The following is a 17,911-nucleotide window of genomic DNA, read 5'->3' as shown; positions in this document are numbered from 1 at the left end:
ACCTACGGGCAGGAGGGACGGGGCGATCACCGCCCCGTATGGATGGACGTGAAGCGAATCTTCCGTGGGCCGGTCATGTGGATCGTGCTGGCCGTCCTCGCCGTGGTCGTGTTGATGAATGTCGTCGGCTCGGGTGGCGGCTACAAGTCGGTGGACACCAGCAAGGTTCTGAGCGCGATCAGCCTGAACCAGGTCAAGCAGGCGAGCCTGACCACCGGCGACTCTCAGATGATCAAGATCGAGCTGAAGGACGGCCAGAAGCTCGACGACGAGAGCGGCAGCAAGTTCCAGGCCAACTACATCGGGGACCAGGGCGTCCAGATCGCCCAGGACCTCCAGACCAAGTCCGACGGGGGCCAGATCCCCGACGGCTACTCCGTCACGCCGGACAAGACCAACCCGTTCCTGGGCGTGCTGCTCTCCCTGCTGCCGTTCGTCCTCATCGTCGTGGTCTTCCTGTTCCTGATGAACCAGATGCAGGGCGGCGGATCCCGGGTGATGAACTTCGGGAAGTCCAAGGCCAAGCTGATCACCAAGGACACCCCGAAGACGACCTTCGCCGACGTGGCGGGGTCCGACGAGGCGGTCGAGGAACTCCACGAGATCAAGGAGTTCCTGCAGGAGCCGGCCAAGTTCCAGGCCGTCGGCGCCAAGATCCCCAAGGGTGTGCTGCTCTACGGCCCGCCCGGCACCGGCAAGACCCTGCTGGCGCGCGCCGTCGCGGGTGAGGCGGGCGTCCCGTTCTACTCGATCTCGGGTTCCGACTTCGTCGAGATGTTCGTCGGCGTCGGTGCCTCCCGGGTCCGCGACCTCTTCGAGCAGGCCAAGGCGAACGCCCCGGCGATCGTCTTCGTCGACGAGATCGACGCCGTCGGCCGCCACCGCGGTGCCGGTCTCGGCGGCGGCCACGACGAGCGCGAGCAGACCCTCAACCAGCTCCTCGTCGAGATGGACGGCTTCGACGTGAAGGGCGGCGTCATCCTGATCGCCGCCACGAACCGGCCCGACATCCTCGACCCGGCGCTGCTCCGCCCGGGCCGCTTCGACCGGCAGATCGCGGTCGACCGCCCGGACATGCAGGGCCGTCTGGAGATCCTCAAGGTCCACCAGAAGGGCAAGCCGGTCGCCCCGGACGTCGACCTCTCGGCCGTCGCCCGGCGCACCCCCGGCTTCACCGGTGCCGACCTGTCCAACGTCCTGAACGAGGCCGCGCTGCTCACGGCCCGCTCGGACAAGAAGCTGATCGACAACCACATGCTGGACGAGGCGATCGACCGCGTCGTGGCGGGCCCGCAGAAGCGGACCCGGATCATGTCGGACAAGGAAAAGAAGATCACCGCGTACCACGAGGGCGGACACGCCCTGGTCGCGGCGGCCTCCCCGAACTCCGACCCGGTCCACAAGATCACCATCCTGTCCCGCGGCCGGGCCCTGGGCTACACCATGGTCCTGCCCGACGAGGACAAGTACTCCACGACGCGCAACGAGATGCTCGACCAGCTGGCGTACATGCTGGGCGGCCGCGCGGCCGAGGAACTGGTCTTCCACGACCCGACCACGGGCGCCGCGAACGACATCGAGAAGGCCACTGCCACGGCCCGAGCGATGGTCACGCAGTACGGCATGACGGAGCGCCTCGGCGCGATCAAGTTCGGCGGTGACAACACCGAGCCGTTCCTGGGCCGCGAGATGGCGCACCAGCGCGACTACTCGGAAGAGGTCGCTGCGCTGGTCGACGAAGAGGTCAAGAAGCTCATCGAGACCGCGCACAACGAGGCCTGGGAGATCCTCGTCGAGAACCGCGACGTCCTCGACAACCTGGTCCTCGCACTGCTGGAGAAGGAGACGCTGGGCAAGGAGGAGATCGCCGAGATCTTCTCGACCATCGTCAAGCGCCCGGCCCGCCCCGCGTGGACCGGCTCCGCCCGCCGCACCCCGTCGACCCGCCCGCCGGTGCTCTCTCCCAAGGAGCTCCAGCTGACGAACTCGGCGAACGGCACCTCTACCGGCACCGTCTCCACGGAGAAGGGCATCGAGGTGGCTCCGGAGGACCGCCCCGAGGTCTGACCTCCGCCCCCGGAATGGATGCCGCGCCCCACCAGGTTCTAGCCTGGTGGGGCGCGGCATTTTCGTATGCCCGTGTGACGAAGACAGGAACGAGGCACAGATGACCGACCCAGTGACCCTGGACGGCGAGGGCACGATCGGCGAGTTCGACGAGAAGCGCGCCGAGGCCGCCGTCCGCGAGCTGCTCATCGCGGTCGGCGAGGACCCGGACCGCGAAGGCCTCCTGGAGACCCCGGCCCGCGTGGCGCGCGCGTACCGGGAGATCCTGGCCGGCCTGTGGCAGCGACCGGAGGACGTCCTGACGACGACGTTCGACCTCGGGCACGACGAGATGGTCCTGGTGAAGGACATCGAAATCGTAAGTTTGTGCGAACATCATCTGCTCCCGTTCCATGGCGTAGCCCATGTGGGCTACATCCCGGCCGAGAGCGGCAAGATCACGGGGCTGTCGAAGCTGGCGCGCCTCGTCGAGGTCTACGCCCGCCGCCCGCAGGTGCAGGAGCGCCTGACCACGCAGGTCGCGGACTCCCTGATGGAGATCCTTGAGGCGCGCGGCGCGATCGTCGTCATCGAGGCCGAGCACATGTGCATGTCGGTCCGCGGTATCCGCAAGCCGGGTGCCAAGACCACCACCTCGGCCGTCCGCGGCCAGCTCCGCGACCCCGCCACCCGCAATGAGGCGATGAGCCTCATAATGGCGCGCTAGCCGGATTGTCAGTCCTGCCCGATACCGTCCCTGACCAGATCGCTCTGGTCAGGGGGTGCCGGTCATGGGGGGCTTGCCGAGCAAGCAGATCGTGAACGCCGTCGGAGGTTGCGCGACGGCACGGGACGTCGGTGTCGGGGACCGGCTCTGGACGTTGGACGGTGACCGGACAGTGCAGACGGCCGTCACCGCCGTCGCGGCCGTCAAGGCCCGTGAGCTGCGGGACGTGGTGACCGACCGCCTGACGTTCACCGTCGCGGCGGACCAGTTGCTCGGGACGCCTGACGGCTGGGTCCACGCGGCGGACGCCCTGGGCACGGTGCTCGCCTGGACGCCGGCTCGGAAGCTCTGTCGGCAGCGCCTGGACGTGCGCCCGGGCTACCCGCTCGGCTACTTCGTGGGTGCGACCTGTGCCGACGGCACGGTCGGGAAGAACTACGTCTCCCTCGTGGTGAACGAGGAGGGGTTCGCCGCCCGCTACGCGGCGAGCCTGACGGCGGCTACCGGTCTGGCCGCCCGACTGGAGCCCGTCACGCGGCCCTCCGGCTATCTCCGGCGTGACTTACCGGGCTTCCGGGTACGTGTGGTGTCTTCCTACCTCGCCGACCTCATGCGCCAGTACGTCGGCGGTGACGCGCACCATCTGCGGCAGAGGTTTCCGAGGGTCGTTCTCCGTGATCTGGAAACCTTCGAGGGGTTCCTGGCCGGCTATGCCGACGGCGACGGCTTCCGCCACAAGCGGTGGCACGGCCGCACGGTCGTGAGCGCGAACGTGCCGTTCCTGGCGGAAATCGCCTCGGTCATCGGGGCCAGGTTCACCCCGTGCGCGAGTGGCGCCGCCTCGCAGCTCGTGATCACCGACCGCTGGCAGCGACGGGGCACGTTCGAGGCCGAGCAGCACCCGGTCGGGCTCGTCGAGGCGGGGTGGGTCGCGGTCGTCGACGTACGACCCCGGAAGGCGGAGGGCACGAAGCCCTTCACGCTCTACAGCTACCGCCTCGCGCCCCACCCCGGGTTCCTCGTGAACGGGCACCTCGTCCGGACGGACCGGTGAGGGGGTCAGGCGCGGGCGGGGGCCTTGTCGTCGTCGTTGTCGTCCGGGAGGCGGCAGACGCGCTCCAGGAAGAGGGCGGCGGCGATGACGGCGGCGCCGGCGAGGACCGCGAAGCCCGCGTAGATGGCCTGGTCGCGGCGGGCGGGGACCTCCAGGGCCTCGGTGGCGAGGAAGATGCCCACGCCGCCGTAGAGGCCGCTGACGACCGCCGAGACCAGCGCGCTGGCCTGGCCGAAGACCACCGCGCGGGCCGCCATCAGCGGCTCGACGCCCTTGGCGCCGGGCCGCCGCTCGCGCTGGGCCTTCAGCCGGGCGCGCAGCGAGAGGGCGGTCGCCAGCAGGACCACGGCGATCACGGCGAGCACGATGGGTGCCGCGAGGGGCACGCCGGGCAGGCTGCCGTACGCGTTCCAGAGCTTCGCTGCGGACCAGGCCAGGACCGCGGCGATCACGAAGATCCCGGCCAGGACCTTCAGCCTCAGTTGCTTCACGTTGCCCGTTCCCCGCTTTCCGCTCCTCCGGCAGTCCACAGGCTAACGACTATTCGGGCAGGCGCAGTTCCAGGTCGCCGCGCGGCGCGACGCCGGCGGTGCCGAGGGCCGTGAGCAGGGCGGCCACCGGGCCGTGGCCGGGGATCTGGGCGGCCGGGTCCATGTCGTGCCAGGGGGCCAGTACGAAGGCGCGCTGGTGGGCCCGCGGGTGCGGGAGGGTGAGGACCGGGTCCTCGGAGAGCACGTCGGCGTAGCTGATGATGTCGACGTCGATGGTGCGGGGGCCCCAGCGCTCCTCGCGGACGCGGTCGAAGGCCTCCTCGATGGCCTGGCCGCGCTCCAGCAGGGAGCTGGGCGGCAGCGTGGTCTTGAGGATCACGACGGCGTTGAGGTACGAGGGCTGGGAGCCGGGGTCGACGCCCCAGGGCTCGGTCTCGTAGACGGGGGAGACGGCCTTGACCCGGACGCCGGGGGTGTCGCCGAGGGCGTCGATGGCGCCCTGGAGGGTGTCCAGGCGGTTGCCGAGGTTCGAGCCGAGGGCGACGACGGCGAGTTTGGGGTTGGACAGTGTCACGTCCGCCGCGTCGACGGTCTCCACCACGGAGGCGGGCACGGGCTGGACGGTGGGATCGCTCTGGGCGTGGTTCATCCGCGGCTCCGGGTGATGGTGATGGTCACGTCGTCGAAGGGGACCGTGATCGGCGCGTCCGGCTTGTGGACGACGACCTCGACCTCGGCGACGGCCTCGTGCTTCAGGCACTGCTGGGCGATCCGCTCGGCGAGGGTCTCGATCAGGTCGACGGGCTCGCCCTGGACCACGTCGACGACCTCTTCGGCCACCACGCCGTAGTGGACGGTCTTCGCCAGGTCGTCGTCGGCCGCCGCGGGGCGGGTGTCGATGTGCAGCACCAAGTCGACGATGAAGGTCTGGCCCTCCTCGCGCTCCCGGGGGAAGACGCCATGGTGCCCGCGGGCCTTCAGGCCGCGCAGCGCGACACGATCCACGCGAATCACTCCTGCTTTTCGTAGGTTCTTCCGGTCCCGGGACTGCCCGGGACCTTGGGCCTACGCCGAGTGCGGTCGGCGTCGTCCTCCTTCGAATCTACCTGCGAAGGACGGCACCGCTTGCCCATGGGGGTCAGGAGGGGCCGTTTTCCTCGTCTTCTTCGGACTCGGTGAGGACGGGAGAGGCGTGGTGGGACCACACGCGCCACCCCTCGGGTGTGCGTCGGAACACATTCGTCGCGACGACCAGCTGGCCGACGAGCGGGCCGAGCTCGCCGCCGTCCTCGGCGGGGCCGCCGCTGAGGATGTTCTCGGTGCAGGTGACCACGGCGGTGTCGCCGATCACGGTGACCTTGGTGTCGGTCAGGAAGAACTGGATGTACTCCGTGTTCGCCATGATCAGCGCGTAGGAGCGGAGCACCTCGCCGCGGCCGCTGAGGGCGGGCCAGCCGGGGTGGACGCAGGAGATCTCGTCGTCCAGCCAGAGGGCGGACAGCCCGTCGAAGTCGCCGCGTTCCATCGCCTCGTAGAAGGCCGTGTTGGCCTGTTCGACGGCGTCGATGTCGGACTGGGGACGGGTCACCGGGCGGCGCCCTCGACGGCGCGGGCGACGCGTACGGCGTCGGCGGTGGCCCGTACTTCGTGGACGCGGACGGCCCAGGCGCCTTCGTGGGCGGCGATGGCGGAGACGGCGGCGGTGGCGGCGTCCCGCTCGCGGGCGGGCGGCGGGGCGGCGCCGTCCGCGCCGGCCAGCACCCGGCCGAGGAAGCGCTTGCGGGAGGCGGCGACCAGGACGGGCCGGCCGAGGGCCCGCAGCTCGCGGAGGTGGGCGACCAGCGCGAGGTCGTGTTCCGCCTGCTTGGCGAAGCCGAGGCCGGGGTCGACGACCAGGCGTTCGGGGGCGATGCCGCCGTCGATCACGGCGTCCATGCGGGCCCGCAGCTCGGTGGTGACCTCGGCGACCACGTCGTCGTAGACGGCGCGGCTGTTCATGTCCTTGCTGAAGCCGCGCCAGTGCATGACCACGAAGGGGACGCCGGTGTCGGCGACGGCGGGGATCATGCGCGGGTCGGCGAGGCCGCCGCTGACGTCGTTGACCAGGACGGCGCCTGCGGCGACGGCCTGCTCGGCGACGGCCGCGCGCATGGTGTCGACGGACACGGTGACGCCTTCGGAGGCCAGTCCGCGTACGACGGGCACGACGCGGCGCAGCTCCTCGTCGGCGTCGACGCGGGTGGCGCCGGGCCGGGTGGACTCGCCGCCGACGTCGACGAGGTCGGCGCCCTGGGCGACGAGGTCGAGGCCGCGCTTGACGGCGGCGGTGGTGTCGAACCAGTGGCCGCCGTCGGAGAAGGAGTCGGGGGTGACGTTGACGACCCCCATGACCGCGCAGCGGTCCCACTCGGGCAGGCCGGTGACCCGGCCCCTGGCGTCCGCTCCCGGCAACGTGTTCATGGCATCAAGGGTAGGGCCGTCGGGGTGGCCCCACGCAGCCCGGACCTCGCGGCCGCGCAGCCCGCCTGCCCGCCCGCGCAGTCCGGCTCGTCCGCCCGCGCAGTCCGCTCGCGCGCTCACGCGGTCCCCCCGCCCGCTCACGCAAGCCCGCCCTCGCCGCTCACGCAGCCTGGACCTCGCACTCCTCGGCCCGGGTACGGGCCGTCCTGGCCGGTACGGGGGTTGCGGCGGCCGGTGCCGGGGCGGCGGTCAGGTGCTGGCACGGCCTCGGCTGCCGCGCGGGGCGGCGGCGCGGGAAGAGCCGGGGCAGAGCGAGGGTGACGAAGCCCTCGGCCTGCATGGCGGCGAAGCCGATGCGGGGCAGATCGCGGGTGGTGCGGAAGACGACGAAGCGGGGCTCCCAGCGGGGGCGGAACTTCGCGTTGAACTTGTACAGCGACTCGATCTGGAACCAGCGGGAGAGGAACACCAGCAGCCCGCGCCACATGCGCAGCACCGGTCCGGCGCCGATCTTCTCGCCGCGGGCGAGCGCGGAGCGGAACATCGCGAAGTTCAGCGAGACCCGCTCGATGCCGAGCTGGGGGGCCGCGGCGAGGGCGGCGACGATCAGCAGTTCGTTCATGCCGGGGTCGGCGGAGCGGTCGCGGCGCATCAGCTCCAGCGACATGCCGTCCTGGCCCCAGGGGACGAAGTGCTGGATGGCCTTGAGGTCGCCGTAGGGGCTGGTGTCGCCCTCCTCGGTGCGGTGGGCGGTGACGATGACGCAGTCGCCGTCGCCGGGGTCGCCGACCCGGCCCAGCGCCATGGAGAAGCCGCGCTCGGTGTCGGTGCCGCGCCAGGCCTCGGCGGCGCCGCGGACGGCGGCCAGCTCGTCCTCGGTCAGTTCGGCGACCCGGCGCACTTTGGTCGTGTAGCCGTTGCGCTCGATGCGCTTGACCATCTGGCGGACGTTGCGCATGGCGCGGCCGCCGAGGGAGAAGTCCTTGACGTCGACGATGGCCTCGTCGCCGAGTTCCAGGGCGTCCAGGCCGGTTTCGCGGGTCCAGACCTCGCCGCCGGTCTCGCTGCAGCCCATGACGGCGGGGGTCCAGGAGTGGGCTCGGGCCTCCTCCATGAACCGCTCGATGGCGCCGGGCCAGGCCTCGACGTCGCCGATGGGGTCGCCGGAGGCGAGCATCACGCCGGAGACGACGCGGTAGGTGACGGCGGCCTTGCCGCTGGGGGAGAAGACGACGGCCTTGTCGCGGCGGAGGGCGAAGTGGCCGAGGGAGTCGCGGCCGCCGTGCCGGGTGAGCAGCTCGCGGAGGCGGGACTCGTCCTCCTCGGTGAGGCGGGCGGCCGGGTGCTCGGGGCGGAAGGCGAGGTAGATGGTGGTGAGGGCGGTCAGCATGCCGAGGGCGCCGAGGGAGTAGCCGACGGTCCAGCTCACCCGTCCGGCGTAGTCGACGGGGCCTTCGATGCCGAAGAGGCCGTAGACGACGTGGGTGAGCTGCTCGGCGATGCCGGGGTCGCCGATGACGCGGCGCGGGTGCGAGTTGACGATGACCAGGCCGAGGCCGATGGACCCGGCGCTCATCAGCACGAAGTTGGCCAGGGCCTTCCAGCGGCTGCGCGGGTCCGGCAGGGCGTCGAACTCGCTCCGGTGCCGCAGCAGCAGGGCGAGGAGCGCGGCGGCGATCAGGACGCCGATGACGGAGTGCCGGTAGGTGAACTGCGCCACGGCGCCGGCCGGCAGCAGCACGACCGCGGCGCGCCAGGCGCGGCGCTTGCGCCGCTTGAGCCCGTGCGCGAGGAGGAGCAACAGCACGCCGGCGCTGATCGCGAGGGCCGCGGCGAACGGGCCCAGGGCGCCGGGGAGCACCTCGGCGACGGCGTGGACCCGGCTGTGGCGGAACCGCGGGAAGACGCCCGCGGCGATGTCGAGCAGGCCCACGAGGGTGCAGGCCGTGCCGACGAGACGGGGTACGGACTCGGGACGTGGGCCGCGGAGGAAGCGGCGCACCTGGCTCGGAACCTGTCCCGACTTATCGCCATCTATCCTGCTAGACATCGCTTCCTGCAGCTCCGCGAGAGATCCTGAGACCGAAGGCCACAGCGGCTTCCGGACATGTGCGACCACTAGGACGGCACAGAGCGGGAGCGGGTTCACTGACGCAAGAAGAAAAAACTCGTCCCGCCTTCAGAAAGTCGCTGACTGCATCATGGGTCTCACCAGCAATACGGTTCTGGCGCTGGCCGTCGCCGCGGGGGTGCTGCTCTTCGCGGCCACCGTCTGGTTCTGGCCGCGGTTGTCGGGCCGCACGTGGCGTGCGGTGCTCGGCCGGGTGGCGCTGCTGCTCGCGACGCAGCTGGCGCTCTTCTCCGCCGTGGGACTCGCCGCGAACAAGTCCTTCCTCTTCTACGGCTCGTGGGCCGATCTGCTCGGCCAGGAGACGGAGCCGGGCGTGGTCGTCGACCACTCGGCCGGCAGCAGGGACATCAGGGTGGTCGGCACGCAGAAGCTGGACGTGCCGGGCGGTGCCCGTCCGGCGGTCGGCGGTCAGATACAGAAGGTGGTCGTCGCCGGGGAGAAGTCGAAGATCACCAGCCCGGCGTACGTCTACCTGCCCCCGGAGTACTTCCAGCCGCAGTACGCCGGGAGGAACTTCCCCGCGTCGATCGTGCTGACCGGCTACCCGGGCACCGCGGAGAACCTGATCAAAGGGCTGAACTACCCGATGACGGCCTACAAGCAGGCCAAGGCGGGGAAGATGCGGCCGATGATCCTGGTGATGCTGCGGCCGACCGTGGCGCCCCCGCGGGACACCGAGTGCGTGGACATACCCGGTGGCCCGCAGACCGAGACCTTCTTCGCCAAGGACCTGCCCAAGGCCGTCACGGAGACGTACCGGGTGGGCAAGGAGGCCCGGAACATGGGCTTCATCGGCAATTCGACCGGCGGCTACTGTGCCCTGAAGATGGGCATCCACCACGCGGAGACCTTCGGTGCCGCCGCGGGCCTGTCCGCGTACTACAAGGCCGCCGAGGACCCGACCACCGGTGACCTCTTCCACGGCGACAAGGCCCTGCGGGCCCGCGCGAACCTGCTGACCAGCCTGAAGGCGAAGCAGCCCGCGAAGACCTCGTTCCTGGTGACCAGTTCGGAGACGGGCGAGGGGAACCTGGGCGACACGAAGAAGTTCATCGCGGACGTGAAGTCCCCCGACCGGGTCTCGTCGATCATCCTCGACAGTGGCGGCCACAACTTCAACACCTGGCGCCGCGAGATACCGCCGATGCTGGTGTGGATGAGCGGCCGCATCCAGGCCTGAGGCCCTGAGGCCTGAGGCCCTGAGGTCCGGGCTGTGGGATCCTCTTCAGGCGTCCGCCGAGGCCCGCCGCAGCGCGCGGTGCACCGACAGCGGGGTGAGTACGCCGACCAGCGCGCCCGAGCCGGGGTCCGTGACCCCCACCCGCCCGGAGTCCTCCTGGAGCAGGAGCGCGAGCGCCTCCCGCAGCGAGGCGCCCAGGGGGATCCGTACGCCGGGAGCGCCGTCCTCCGGATCCGCGGGCTCCAGGTCGGTGCGCCCGACGGGGGTGACCGCGAGCCGTTTCAGGCCGCGGTCGGCGCCGACGAAGGAGGCCACGTACGGGGTGGCGGGGGAGCCCAGCACCTCGGCGGGGGCGGCGAACTGCTCGATGGTGCCGTGTCCGTAGACGGCGATCCGGTCGCCGAGCCGGACGGCCTCCTCCAGGTCGTGGGTGACGAGCAGGATCGTCTTGCGGACCGTGCGCTGGAGGGCGAGGAACTCGTTCTGGAGGCGTTCGCGGACGACCGGGTCCACCGCCCCGAAGGGTTCGTCCATGAGCAGCACCGGCGGGTCGGCGGCCAGGGCGCGGGCCACGCCGACGCGCTGGCGCTGGCCGCCGGAGAGCTGCTCGGGGTAGCGGGGGCCGTACACCGCCGGGTCGAGGCCGACGAGTTCGAGGAGTTCGGCGGCGCGGGCCCGGGCCCGGTCCTTCTTCACGCCCAGGAGGTGTGGGACGGTGGCGGTGTTCTCCAGCACGGTCTTGTGCGGGAAGAGGCCGACCTGCTGGATGACGTAGCCGATGCGGCGGCGGAGTTCCACCGGGTCGGCGCCGGCGATGTCGTGGCCGTCGAGGAGGATCCGGCCGGAGCTGGGCTCGATGAGCCGGTTGACCATCTTCATGGTGGTGGTCTTGCCGCAGCCCGAGGGGCCGACGAGGGTGACGAGTTCGCCCTCCGCCACCTCGAAGGAGAGGTCGTCGACGGCGGTGGTGCCGTCCTCGTACCGCTTGCCCACCTGCTCGAATCGGATCACGCATGCCATCCTCGCGCATCCCGGACGGCCCTGTGTGAAGGGAGTGTTGCCCGCGTGCGAAGGATCCCGGGTGTTGTCGGTGACCGGGGTTATGGTCGGGAGCGAGACGGGGGGTGAAGGGATGGCAGCGCCGAACTGCCTGGTCGCGAACGACTGGATCTGCTGGGAGTACGTCCGTTCGCGCAGCCAGGAGTTGACCGACGCCACGCTGCAGCACGTGTGGATCACGCTCGCCTCGGTGCTGATCGGGGTGGCCGTGTCCGTGCCGCTCGCGCTCCTCGCGCGGCGCGGGCGGCGGTGGGCGGCGCCCGTGCTGACCGTGACCACCCTGCTCTACACGGTGCCCTCGCTGGCGATGTTCTCGCTGCTGCTGCCGCTCTTCGGACTGTCGGCGGCGCTCGTGGTGACCGGGCTGGTGCTGTACTCCCTGACGATCCTGGTGCGGAACGTGCTGGCCGGTCTTGAGGCCGTGCCGGAGGAGGTCCGGGAGGCGGCCCGCGGGATGGGGTACGGGCCGGGGCGGCTGCTGTGGCAGGTGGAACTGCCTCTGGCCCTGCCCGCGTTGCTGGCCGGGGTGCGCATCGCGACCGTCTCGACGGTGGCGCTGACCACGGTGGGCTCGATCGTCGGCCAGGGCGGGCTGGGCAATCTCATCGCGCCGGCCGTGCAGAGTTCGTTCAAGGCGCAGGTGCTGACCGCCTCCGTGCTGTGCGTGCTGCTGGCGCTGGCCGCCGATCTGCTGCTGCTCGGCGTGCAGCGGCTGGTGACGCCCTGGACCCGTGCGGCGAAGGGGGCCTGAGCGATGTCCGTACCCGCCGAGACCTGGCGGTGGCTGAGCGACTCCGGGCACTGGTCGGGGGACTCGGGCGTGTGGCACCGGCTCGCGGAGCACGCGTACGTCAGCGGGGTCGCGCTCGCGGTGGCCTGCGCGGTGGCGCTGCCCCTGGGGCTGTGGCTGGGCCATGTGGGCCGGGGCGGGGCGCTGGCCGCGCAGGTGTCCAACGTGGGGCGTGCGGTGCCGGTGTTCGCGGTGCTGGCGCTGTTCATGGTCTCCCCGCTGCGGAACGCCGGGTACCTCCCGACGATCACGGCGCTGGTGCTGTTCGCGGTGCCGCCGCTGCTGACCAACGCGTACGTGGGCGTGCGGGAGGTGGACCGGAGTGTGGTGGAGGCCGCCCGGGGCATGGGCATGTCCGGCGGGCAGGTGTTCCGGCGGGTCGAACTGCCGCTGGCCAGGCCGCTGGTGGTGACGGGGCTGCGGTCCGCTGCGGTGCAGGTCGTGGCCACGGCGACCATCGCGGCCATGGTCGGCCAGGGCGGTCTCGGGCGGATCATCACCGCCGGCTTCACCACGTACGACACCCCGCAGGTCGTGGCGGGGGCGCTGCTGGTGGCCCTGCTGGCCCTGGTCGTCGAGGGGGTGCTGGTGCTGGGCGACCGGCTGCTGTGGCCGGTCCGCCGCCGCTGACCCGTGCCCGTGGCCCGTATCCCGCGTTTCCGAGCCCCCGACCGTCCGCCGTCCGCCGTTCGTCACCCTGCTGTGATCGGAGTTCTCATGTCCAAGACCACGCGCCTGCTCGGCGCCGCACTCGGGGTGCTGGCCCTGACCGGTTCGCTCGCCGCGTGCGGCGGCGAGAGCCTGGAGAAGAGCAGGGAGGGCGGCTCCTCGGCCCCTGCCGGCTCGGGCGGGAAGAAGGGCTCGCTGGTCATCGGCGCTGCCGGGTTCACCGAGTCCAACGTGCTGGCGGAGCTCTACGCCCGGGTGCTGGAGGACGCCGGGTACGGCACCTCGATCAAGACGGTGAGCAACCGCGAGCTGTACGAGCCGGCCCTGGAGAAGGGCGACATCGACGTCGTGCCGGAATACGCGGCCACGCTCGCCGAGTTCCTGAATGCCAAGGTGAACGGCCCGAAGGCACCCGAGGAGAAGCCGGTCGCGTCGAGTGACGTGGCGGCCACGGTGGCCGCTCTGGAGAAGCTCGCGGGCCCGCTGGGGCTGAAGGCCCTTCCGGCTGGCGGCGCGGTCGACCAGAACGCCTTCGCCGTGAGCAGGGAATTCGCCCGGAAGAACAACGTGAAGACCCTTTCGGACCTCGGCAGGTCGAAGCTGAAGGTGAAGATCGCGGCCGGTGACGAATGCGCGGTTCGGCCCTTCTGCGCGGTGGGTCTGAAGGCCACATACGGAATCGATGTTTCCGGTATCGATCCCAAGGGAGTCGGCACGCCGCAGGCCAAGCAGGCCGTCAAGGACGGCGTTGACCAGCTGGTTCTCACCACGACCACCGACGCGACGCTGGACGCTTTCGGGCTGGTCCTGCTGGAGGACGACAAGAAGCTGCAGAACGCCGACAACGTCCTTCCGGTGGTGAATGCGAAGGATGCCGGAAGTCCCGAGATCGCCGCCGCGCTCGGTAACTTGACCAAGGTCCTGACCACGGCGGATCTGGTCGAACTCAACCGCAAGGTCGACGCGGAGCGGGCCAAACCGGCCGATGTCGCCGAGGCGTACTTGACGGAGAAGGGGCTGATTGCGAAGTAGCCCTTCCGCGTAGGGGTAACCGCCTGGGAACAGATTGCCGGGCGGTTACCCCACGGCATGCCCACGCACTGTAAATTTCAGGCCATGCCACGTGGACGCCACCGCCATTCGCCGCCCCTGCACAGGCTGCTGACCCCCACGACAGTCGCCGGTGTGTCGCTCACGAGCGCCGCCGTCGCCTGGCTGCTGGCGGAACCGGTGGCCCTCCGCCTCCTGGTCGCCCTCACCGCGGCCGCCGGCGTGACCGGCGCCGTCGTGATGCGCAACTGGGACCGGGCCGCGGGCCGTCGCGTCGCCGAGCTGACCCGCGAGCGGGTGCGCGAGGAGTGGCGCAGCGAGGACCGCATCGCGGAGCTGGAGTCCGAGCTGGAGGAGTCCCGCGCGGTACGGGCCCGGCTGGACGCCAAGCTGCGGGCCAAGCGGGTCGAACTGGCGGGCCTGCGAGGGGAGCACGCGGCCCTGCTGCGCCGCTACGCCACCGCGGAGACCGAGCGCGCCAGCGCCCTGGAGGGGCGCCGCCTGCTCGCCATCGAGGTCTCGGCGCCCGCCGGCGCCAAGGAGCTGCCGGCCCCCTCCGAGGAGCGTACGGCGGCCGGTGCCCCGACCGCGGTGGGCTACGCCCGCGCGCACGCGGCGATGGCCGCGCTGGCCCGCAAGGCCGCGGCGAGGAAGCAGACCAGGGCGGTGGGCCCCGGCAGGACCCCGGCGGCCCTGCCCGCCCCGCGCCCCGGCGGCGACGGCAACGGCGGCGGCGATGGTGACGGGGGCGGCAAGGGCACGGGCAACCGGTCCGGCGCCGGGGCCTCCGCGGGAGACGGCGCCGGTGCCGGCTCCGACGCCCCGGCCGCACCCGAAGGCGAGCACGCCCGGCCCGGCGCCCCCGCGCTGCCCGAGCGTCGCCGGCAGGCCGTGGTCGCCCCGTACGCGGGGTCCCGTACGGCCTCCCGCGTGGAGGGCGGCTTCGACTTCTTCGGCACCAAGACCGCGGCCCAGGCCAAGGCCGCCATCGAGGCCGTGCAGAACGAGGACCTCGCCGACGTGGTCGGCGCCGAGGCCCTCGCGGTCCACAAGGCGGAGTCGGCCGACCCGGAGTTCAAGCCGCGCGAGGCCGGCCACCGCGCCGTCGGCCAGGTCATCGACCTGACCGCACACGACGAGACCGAGGCCATCGACGTCGGCGCCCTGCGCACGGCGATCTCGTAGGCCCCGAGGGGCCACGGGCGAGGAGGGCGCGGCCGGGGCCGACCGCCACCCCGTCTTCCTCGATGCCCTCGCCACCACCCCGCCCGAAGTGCAGGGCCAGGCGCTGGAGTTCGGCCTCGCCGCCCTGCTGGACGGCCTGGACGGCCTGGACGGCCTGGACGTCCTGATCGTCCGCCGCTCCGGAGCGCAGGAACCGCCGGCTCAGCCCGCTCAGTCTGCCGGTCCGCTCAGCCCGCTCGGCCCGCGTAGGTCCCGATCAGCCGGGCCAGGTGCTCGCCCGCCGTGTGCAGCGGCGCCTCGTCCCGGGTGACCTGGGCGGTCACCTCGGCACCTTCGAGGGTGTTGATGACGGTCACGGCCAGCTGCCGGGCGTCGGCCTCGGCGATCCCGCCCGCGACCAGCCGCTCCGCCACGATGGCCTGCCAGTCGCGGAAGGCGCGGGCGCAGGCCTCCTGGATGTCGGGGAGCCGGTCGAGGGTCTCCAGCGCGGTGGCCGTCACGGGGCAGCCGTCCGCCCACTGGGAGCCGTGCAGGGCCTTCGCGAGCAGCGCGGCGACGGCCCGTACCGCCTCGGCCGGGTCCGTCTCCGACTCCAGGCCCTCGCGGAGCAGTGCCGCGAACTCCTCGTTGCCGAACTGGACGGCGGCCACGGCCAGTTCCTGCTTGCCGCCGGGGAAGAAGTGGTAGAGCGAGCCGAGGGTGGCCTCCGCCTCGCGCACGATCTGCTTGATCGGCGCGTTCTCGTACCCCTGGTGCTGCATCAGCCGTGACGCGGTCCTGACCAGGCGGTCCCTTGTCCCCAGTGTCATGGGCGCAGCGTACCCCACGCCCTAAATAGAGCGTTCGCTCTAGAGCCTGTGCTACGGTCGGCCCCACGTTCTGGATAGAGCGTTCGTTCTAGTGGTGCTTCACGAGTGTCTCAAGGGGAGAGTCATGGGCAAGCGAGCTGTGAGCGTGATCGGTCTGGGCCCGATGGGGCAGGCCATGGCCGAGGCCTACCTGGCCGCCGGCTACGAGGTGACCGTCTGGAACCGCACCGCCGCCAGGGCCGAGCCCCTGGCCGCGCGCGGCGCCATCGTGGCCGGCACGGTGGCGGAGGCGCTGTCCGCCGGGGGACCGGTGTTGCTGAGCCTGATCGACACCGACGCGATGTACCCGACGCTCGGCGACGCCGACCTCTCGGGGCGGGTGCTGGTCAACCTGTCGTCCGACAGCCCGGAGAAGGTGCGGGCGGCCGCGCGGTGGGCGGCCGGGCGGGGCGCCTCGTACCTGGTCGGCGCCATGAACATCCCGCCCTCGGGCATGGGCAAGCCCGAGTCCTCCGCCTTCTACAGCGGTCCGCGCGAGCTGTACGAGGCCCTGCGCGCCGATCTGGAGGTGCTGACCACCCCCGACTTCCGGGGTGAGGAGCCGGGGCTGGCGGCGCTCTACTACCAGCTCAACATGGTGGTGTTCTGGAGCTCCATGACCGGCTGGCTCCAGGCGGTGGCGCTGGCGGAGGCCAACGGCCTGACGGCCGCCGACTTCCTGCCGTACGCCACGTACACCGCCGACAGCATGCGCGGGTTCATGGACTTCTACGCGCCCCGCGTCGACGCGGGCGACCACGGCGGTGAGGTCGACCGGCTCACGATGTGCCTGGCCAGCGTGGAGCACATCCTGCACACGCTGGAGGACTCGGGGAACGACACCTCGGTCCTGGCGGCGCACGCCGAACTCTTCCGGCGCGGGGTCGCCGCCGGGCACGGCGCCGACAGCAGCACCAGCCTGGTGCGGCTGCTGCGGGCGCCCGCGGCAGCCTGACCGCCCGCGGCAGCCTGACCGCCCGCGGGGCCGGATGCCGCCGGCGGCACGGTCCCGGCGCCACCGGCCGGGCGCCGGGGTCCGGCCGGTGGCGCCTACTTGTCGATGTCGCCCACGACGAAGAAGAGCGAACCGAGGATCGCGACCATGTCCGCGACCAGGGTGCCGGGCAGCAGCTCCACCAGCGCCTGGATGTTGTTGTAGGAGGCGGAGCGCAGCTTCAGGCGGTACGGCGTCTTCTCGCCCTTCGAGACGAGGTAGTAGCCGTTGAGGCCCAGCGGGTTCTCGGTCCACGCGTACGTGTGGCCCTCGGGGGCCTTGAGGACCTTCGGCAGCCGCTGGTTGACCGGGCCCGGCGGCAGCTGCTCCATCCGGTCGAGGCAGGCCACGGCGAGGTCGAGCGCGTTGTGCGTCTGGTCGAGGAGCACCTCGAAGCGGGCCAGGCAGTCGCCCTCGGTCCTGGTGACCACCTTGAGCGTGTCCTGGAGCTCGCCGTAGGCCAGGTACGGCTCGTCGCGGCGCAGGTCGAAGTCGACGCCAGAGGCACGGGCGATCGGTCCGCTCACGCCGTACGCGTGGACCGTCTCGGCCCGCAGGACGCCGACCCCGCGGGTCCGGCCGCGGAAGATCTCGTTGCCGCGGACCAGGTCGTCGTACACGTCCATCCGGCTCTGGACGTCGGCGATGGCGGCGCGGGCGCGGCCCAGCCAGCCGAGCGGCAGGTCCTCCTTGAGGCCGCCGACCCGGTTGAACATGTAGTGCATGCGGCCGCCGGAGATCTCCTCCATGACCGCCTGGAGCTCCTCGCGCTCGCGGAACGCGTGGAAGATCGGGGTGATGCCGCCCAGCTCCAGCGGGTACGAGCCGAGGAACATCAGGTGGTTGAGCACCCGGTTCAGCTCGGCGAGCAGCGTGCGCATCCAGACGGCCCGCTCGGGGACCTCCATGCCGAGCATCCGCTCGACGGCCATGACCACGCCGAGCTCGTTGGAGAAGGCCGACAGCCAGTCGTGGCGGTTGGCCAGCATGACGATCTGGCGGTAGTCGCGCGCCTCGAAGAGCTTCTCGGCGCCGCGGTGCATGTAGCCGACCACGGGTTCCGCGCTGCTGATCCGCTCGCCGTCCAGGACGAGCCGGAGGCGCAGCACGCCGTGCGTGGAAGGGTGCTGAGGCCCGATGTTGAGCACCATGTCGGTGCTCTCCGCCGCGCCGCCGATGCCGACCGTGGTCTCCGTCATGGGGACAGTGTCTCAGTACCCGCGGTAC

General features: G+C 71.5%; 18 protein-coding genes. 9 read left to right on the top strand and 9 right to left on the bottom strand.

Translation table 11 applies throughout. From position 1 onward, the window contains the following. The first annotated feature begins 42 nt into the window (after positions 1-42). The 3 genes from ftsH to ACIF6F_RS15930 all read left to right on the top strand — a co-directional run bounded on the left by ftsH (position 43) and on the right by ACIF6F_RS15930 (position 3,827). Entirely contained in the window at positions 43-2,067 is a 2,025-nt protein-coding gene (ftsH, locus tag ACIF6F_RS15940; protein WP_399946732.1) for an ATP-dependent zinc metalloprotease FtsH, read from the top strand. A gap of 100 nt (positions 2,068-2,167) precedes the next feature. Continuing rightward, positions 2,168-2,773, top strand: a complete 606-nt coding sequence (gene folE / locus ACIF6F_RS15935; protein ID WP_399946729.1) for a GTP cyclohydrolase I FolE — start codon at positions 2,168-2,170, stop codon at positions 2,771-2,773. Positions 2,774-2,837: 64 nt separating this feature from the next. Continuing rightward, positions 2,838-3,827: a hypothetical protein gene (locus tag ACIF6F_RS15930; RefSeq protein WP_399946727.1), complete on the top strand. Its 990-nt coding sequence runs from the start codon at positions 2,838-2,840 to the stop codon at positions 3,825-3,827. Between the two features lie 5 nt (positions 3,828-3,832). On the opposite strand, the gene ACIF6F_RS15925 is transcribed toward ACIF6F_RS15930, so the two are convergent. The 6 genes from ACIF6F_RS15925 to ACIF6F_RS15900 form a co-directional block, all read right to left on the bottom strand. Continuing rightward, positions 3,833-4,318: a DUF3180 domain-containing protein gene (locus ACIF6F_RS15925; protein ID WP_399946725.1), complete on the bottom strand. Its 486-nt coding sequence runs from the start codon at positions 4,316-4,318 to the stop codon at positions 3,833-3,835. Between the two features lie 49 nt (positions 4,319-4,367). Next, positions 4,368-4,967: a 2-amino-4-hydroxy-6-hydroxymethyldihydropteridine diphosphokinase gene (folK, locus tag ACIF6F_RS15920; protein ID WP_399946723.1), complete on the bottom strand. Its 600-nt coding sequence runs from the start codon at positions 4,965-4,967 to the stop codon at positions 4,368-4,370. Next, on the bottom strand, positions 4,964-5,323 hold the full coding sequence (folB, locus tag ACIF6F_RS15915) for a dihydroneopterin aldolase (protein WP_399946721.1): 360 nt from the start codon (positions 5,321-5,323) through the stop codon (positions 4,964-4,966). Before folB ends, folK begins: the two co-directional genes overlap by 4 nt. A 133-nt stretch (positions 5,324-5,456) precedes the next feature. After that, complete coding sequence (locus tag ACIF6F_RS15910) at positions 5,457-5,906, bottom strand: nuclear transport factor 2 family protein (RefSeq protein WP_399946719.1); 450 nt, start codon at positions 5,904-5,906, stop codon at positions 5,457-5,459. Beyond that, entirely contained in the window at positions 5,903-6,778 is an 876-nt protein-coding gene (folP, locus tag ACIF6F_RS15905) for a dihydropteroate synthase (RefSeq protein WP_399946717.1), read from the bottom strand. Before folP ends, ACIF6F_RS15910 begins: the two co-directional genes overlap by 4 nt. A gap of 160 nt (positions 6,779-6,938) precedes the next feature. Beyond that, a complete protein-coding gene (locus tag ACIF6F_RS15900) occupies positions 6,939-8,828 on the bottom strand; it encodes a phosphatidylglycerol lysyltransferase domain-containing protein (RefSeq protein WP_399946714.1) in 1,890 nt (629 codons plus the stop codon). A 151-nt stretch (positions 8,829-8,979) separates the two neighbouring features. On the opposite strand from ACIF6F_RS15900, the gene ACIF6F_RS15895 reads away from it, so the two are divergent. Beyond that, the gene (locus ACIF6F_RS15895) at positions 8,980-10,089 is read left to right on the top strand and encodes an alpha/beta hydrolase (RefSeq protein ID WP_399946711.1); all 1,110 of its coding nucleotides are present in this window, start codon (positions 8,980-8,982) and stop codon (positions 10,087-10,089) included. A gap of 45 nt (positions 10,090-10,134) precedes the next feature. Here ACIF6F_RS15895 and ACIF6F_RS15890 read toward each other — a convergent pair whose 3' ends face one another. Then, entirely contained in the window at positions 10,135-11,100 is a 966-nt protein-coding gene (locus tag ACIF6F_RS15890; RefSeq protein ID WP_399946708.1) for an ABC transporter ATP-binding protein, read from the bottom strand. A gap of 121 nt (positions 11,101-11,221) precedes the next feature. On the opposite strand from ACIF6F_RS15890, the gene ACIF6F_RS15885 reads away from it, so the two are divergent. The 4 genes from ACIF6F_RS15885 (at position 11,222) to ACIF6F_RS15870 (ending at position 14,842) form a co-directional block, all read left to right on the top strand. Further along, positions 11,222-11,899, top strand: coding sequence for an ABC transporter permease (locus ACIF6F_RS15885; RefSeq protein WP_399946705.1), 678 nt, complete (start codon positions 11,222-11,224; stop codon positions 11,897-11,899). A gap of 3 nt (positions 11,900-11,902) precedes the next feature. Continuing rightward, a complete protein-coding gene (locus tag ACIF6F_RS15880; protein WP_399946702.1) occupies positions 11,903-12,568 on the top strand; it encodes an ABC transporter permease in 666 nt (221 codons plus the stop codon). A gap of 87 nt (positions 12,569-12,655) precedes the next feature. After that, on the top strand, positions 12,656-13,639 hold the full coding sequence (locus tag ACIF6F_RS15875) for an ABC transporter substrate-binding protein (RefSeq protein WP_399946699.1): 984 nt from the start codon (positions 12,656-12,658) through the stop codon (positions 13,637-13,639). 153 nt (positions 13,640-13,792) lie between these two features. Then, positions 13,793-14,842 carry a hypothetical protein gene (locus ACIF6F_RS15870; RefSeq protein WP_399946696.1) on the top strand — a complete coding sequence of 350 codons (1,050 nt, stop codon included), beginning with the start codon at positions 13,793-13,795 and terminating at the stop codon, positions 14,840-14,842. Between the two features lie 227 nt (positions 14,843-15,069). On the opposite strand, the gene ACIF6F_RS15865 is transcribed toward ACIF6F_RS15870, so the two are convergent. Next, a complete protein-coding gene (locus ACIF6F_RS15865; RefSeq protein WP_399946693.1) occupies positions 15,070-15,651 on the bottom strand; it encodes a TetR/AcrR family transcriptional regulator in 582 nt (193 codons plus the stop codon). Positions 15,652-15,775: 124 nt separating this feature from the next. Here ACIF6F_RS15865 and ACIF6F_RS15860 point away from each other — a divergent pair, with 124 nt between their 5' ends. Then, positions 15,776-16,645: an NAD(P)-dependent oxidoreductase gene (locus ACIF6F_RS15860; protein WP_399946690.1), complete on the top strand. Its 870-nt coding sequence runs from the start codon at positions 15,776-15,778 to the stop codon at positions 16,643-16,645. 95 nt (positions 16,646-16,740) lie between these two features. On the opposite strand, the gene ACIF6F_RS15855 is transcribed toward ACIF6F_RS15860, so the two are convergent. Next, on the bottom strand, positions 16,741-17,883 hold the full coding sequence (locus ACIF6F_RS15855) for an NADH-quinone oxidoreductase subunit D (RefSeq protein WP_399946688.1): 1,143 nt from the start codon (positions 17,881-17,883) through the stop codon (positions 16,741-16,743). Positions 17,884-17,911 lie beyond the last annotated feature (28 nt).

Origin of the sequence: Streptomyces sp. NPDC086023 (genome assembly GCF_044540325.1) — a bacterium.
In the GTDB taxonomy this organism is placed as follows: Bacteria; Actinomycetota; Actinomycetes; order Streptomycetales; family Streptomycetaceae; genus Streptomyces.
The sequence above is the reverse complement of the archived record's forward strand: the minus strand, read 5'-3'. Positions and strand labels throughout refer to the sequence as shown.

What these genes read in the sequence shown, in the direction of transcription:
- ACIF6F_RS15855 (WP_399946688.1), bottom strand. Translation starts at nt 17,883, where the DNA reads ATGACGGAGACCACGGTCGGCATCGGCGGCGCGGCGGAGAGCACCGAC.
- ftsH (WP_399946732.1), top strand. Translation starts at nt 43, where the DNA reads ATGGACGTGAAGCGAATCTTCCGTGGGCCGGTCATGTGGATCGTGCTG.
- ACIF6F_RS15880 (WP_399946702.1), top strand. Translation starts at nt 11,903, where the DNA reads ATGTCCGTACCCGCCGAGACCTGGCGGTGGCTGAGCGACTCCGGGCAC.
- folE (WP_399946729.1), top strand. Translation starts at nt 2,168, where the DNA reads ATGACCGACCCAGTGACCCTGGACGGCGAGGGCACGATCGGCGAGTTC.
- folP (WP_399946717.1), bottom strand. Translation starts at nt 6,778, where the DNA reads ATGAACACGTTGCCGGGAGCGGACGCCAGGGGCCGGGTCACCGGCCTG.
- folK (WP_399946723.1), bottom strand. Translation starts at nt 4,967, where the DNA reads ATGAACCACGCCCAGAGCGATCCCACCGTCCAGCCCGTGCCCGCCTCC.
- ACIF6F_RS15875 (WP_399946699.1), top strand. Translation starts at nt 12,656, where the DNA reads ATGTCCAAGACCACGCGCCTGCTCGGCGCCGCACTCGGGGTGCTGGCC.
- ACIF6F_RS15860 (WP_399946690.1), top strand. Translation starts at nt 15,776, where the DNA reads ATGGGCAAGCGAGCTGTGAGCGTGATCGGTCTGGGCCCGATGGGGCAG.
- ACIF6F_RS15865 (WP_399946693.1), bottom strand. Translation starts at nt 15,651, where the DNA reads ATGACACTGGGGACAAGGGACCGCCTGGTCAGGACCGCGTCACGGCTG.
- ACIF6F_RS15885 (WP_399946705.1), top strand. Translation starts at nt 11,222, where the DNA reads ATGGCAGCGCCGAACTGCCTGGTCGCGAACGACTGGATCTGCTGGGAG.
- ACIF6F_RS15930 (WP_399946727.1), top strand. Translation starts at nt 2,838, where the DNA reads ATGGGGGGCTTGCCGAGCAAGCAGATCGTGAACGCCGTCGGAGGTTGC.
- ACIF6F_RS15895 (WP_399946711.1), top strand. Translation starts at nt 8,980, where the DNA reads ATGGGTCTCACCAGCAATACGGTTCTGGCGCTGGCCGTCGCCGCGGGG.
- ACIF6F_RS15900 (WP_399946714.1), bottom strand. Translation starts at nt 8,828, where the DNA reads ATGTCTAGCAGGATAGATGGCGATAAGTCGGGACAGGTTCCGAGCCAG.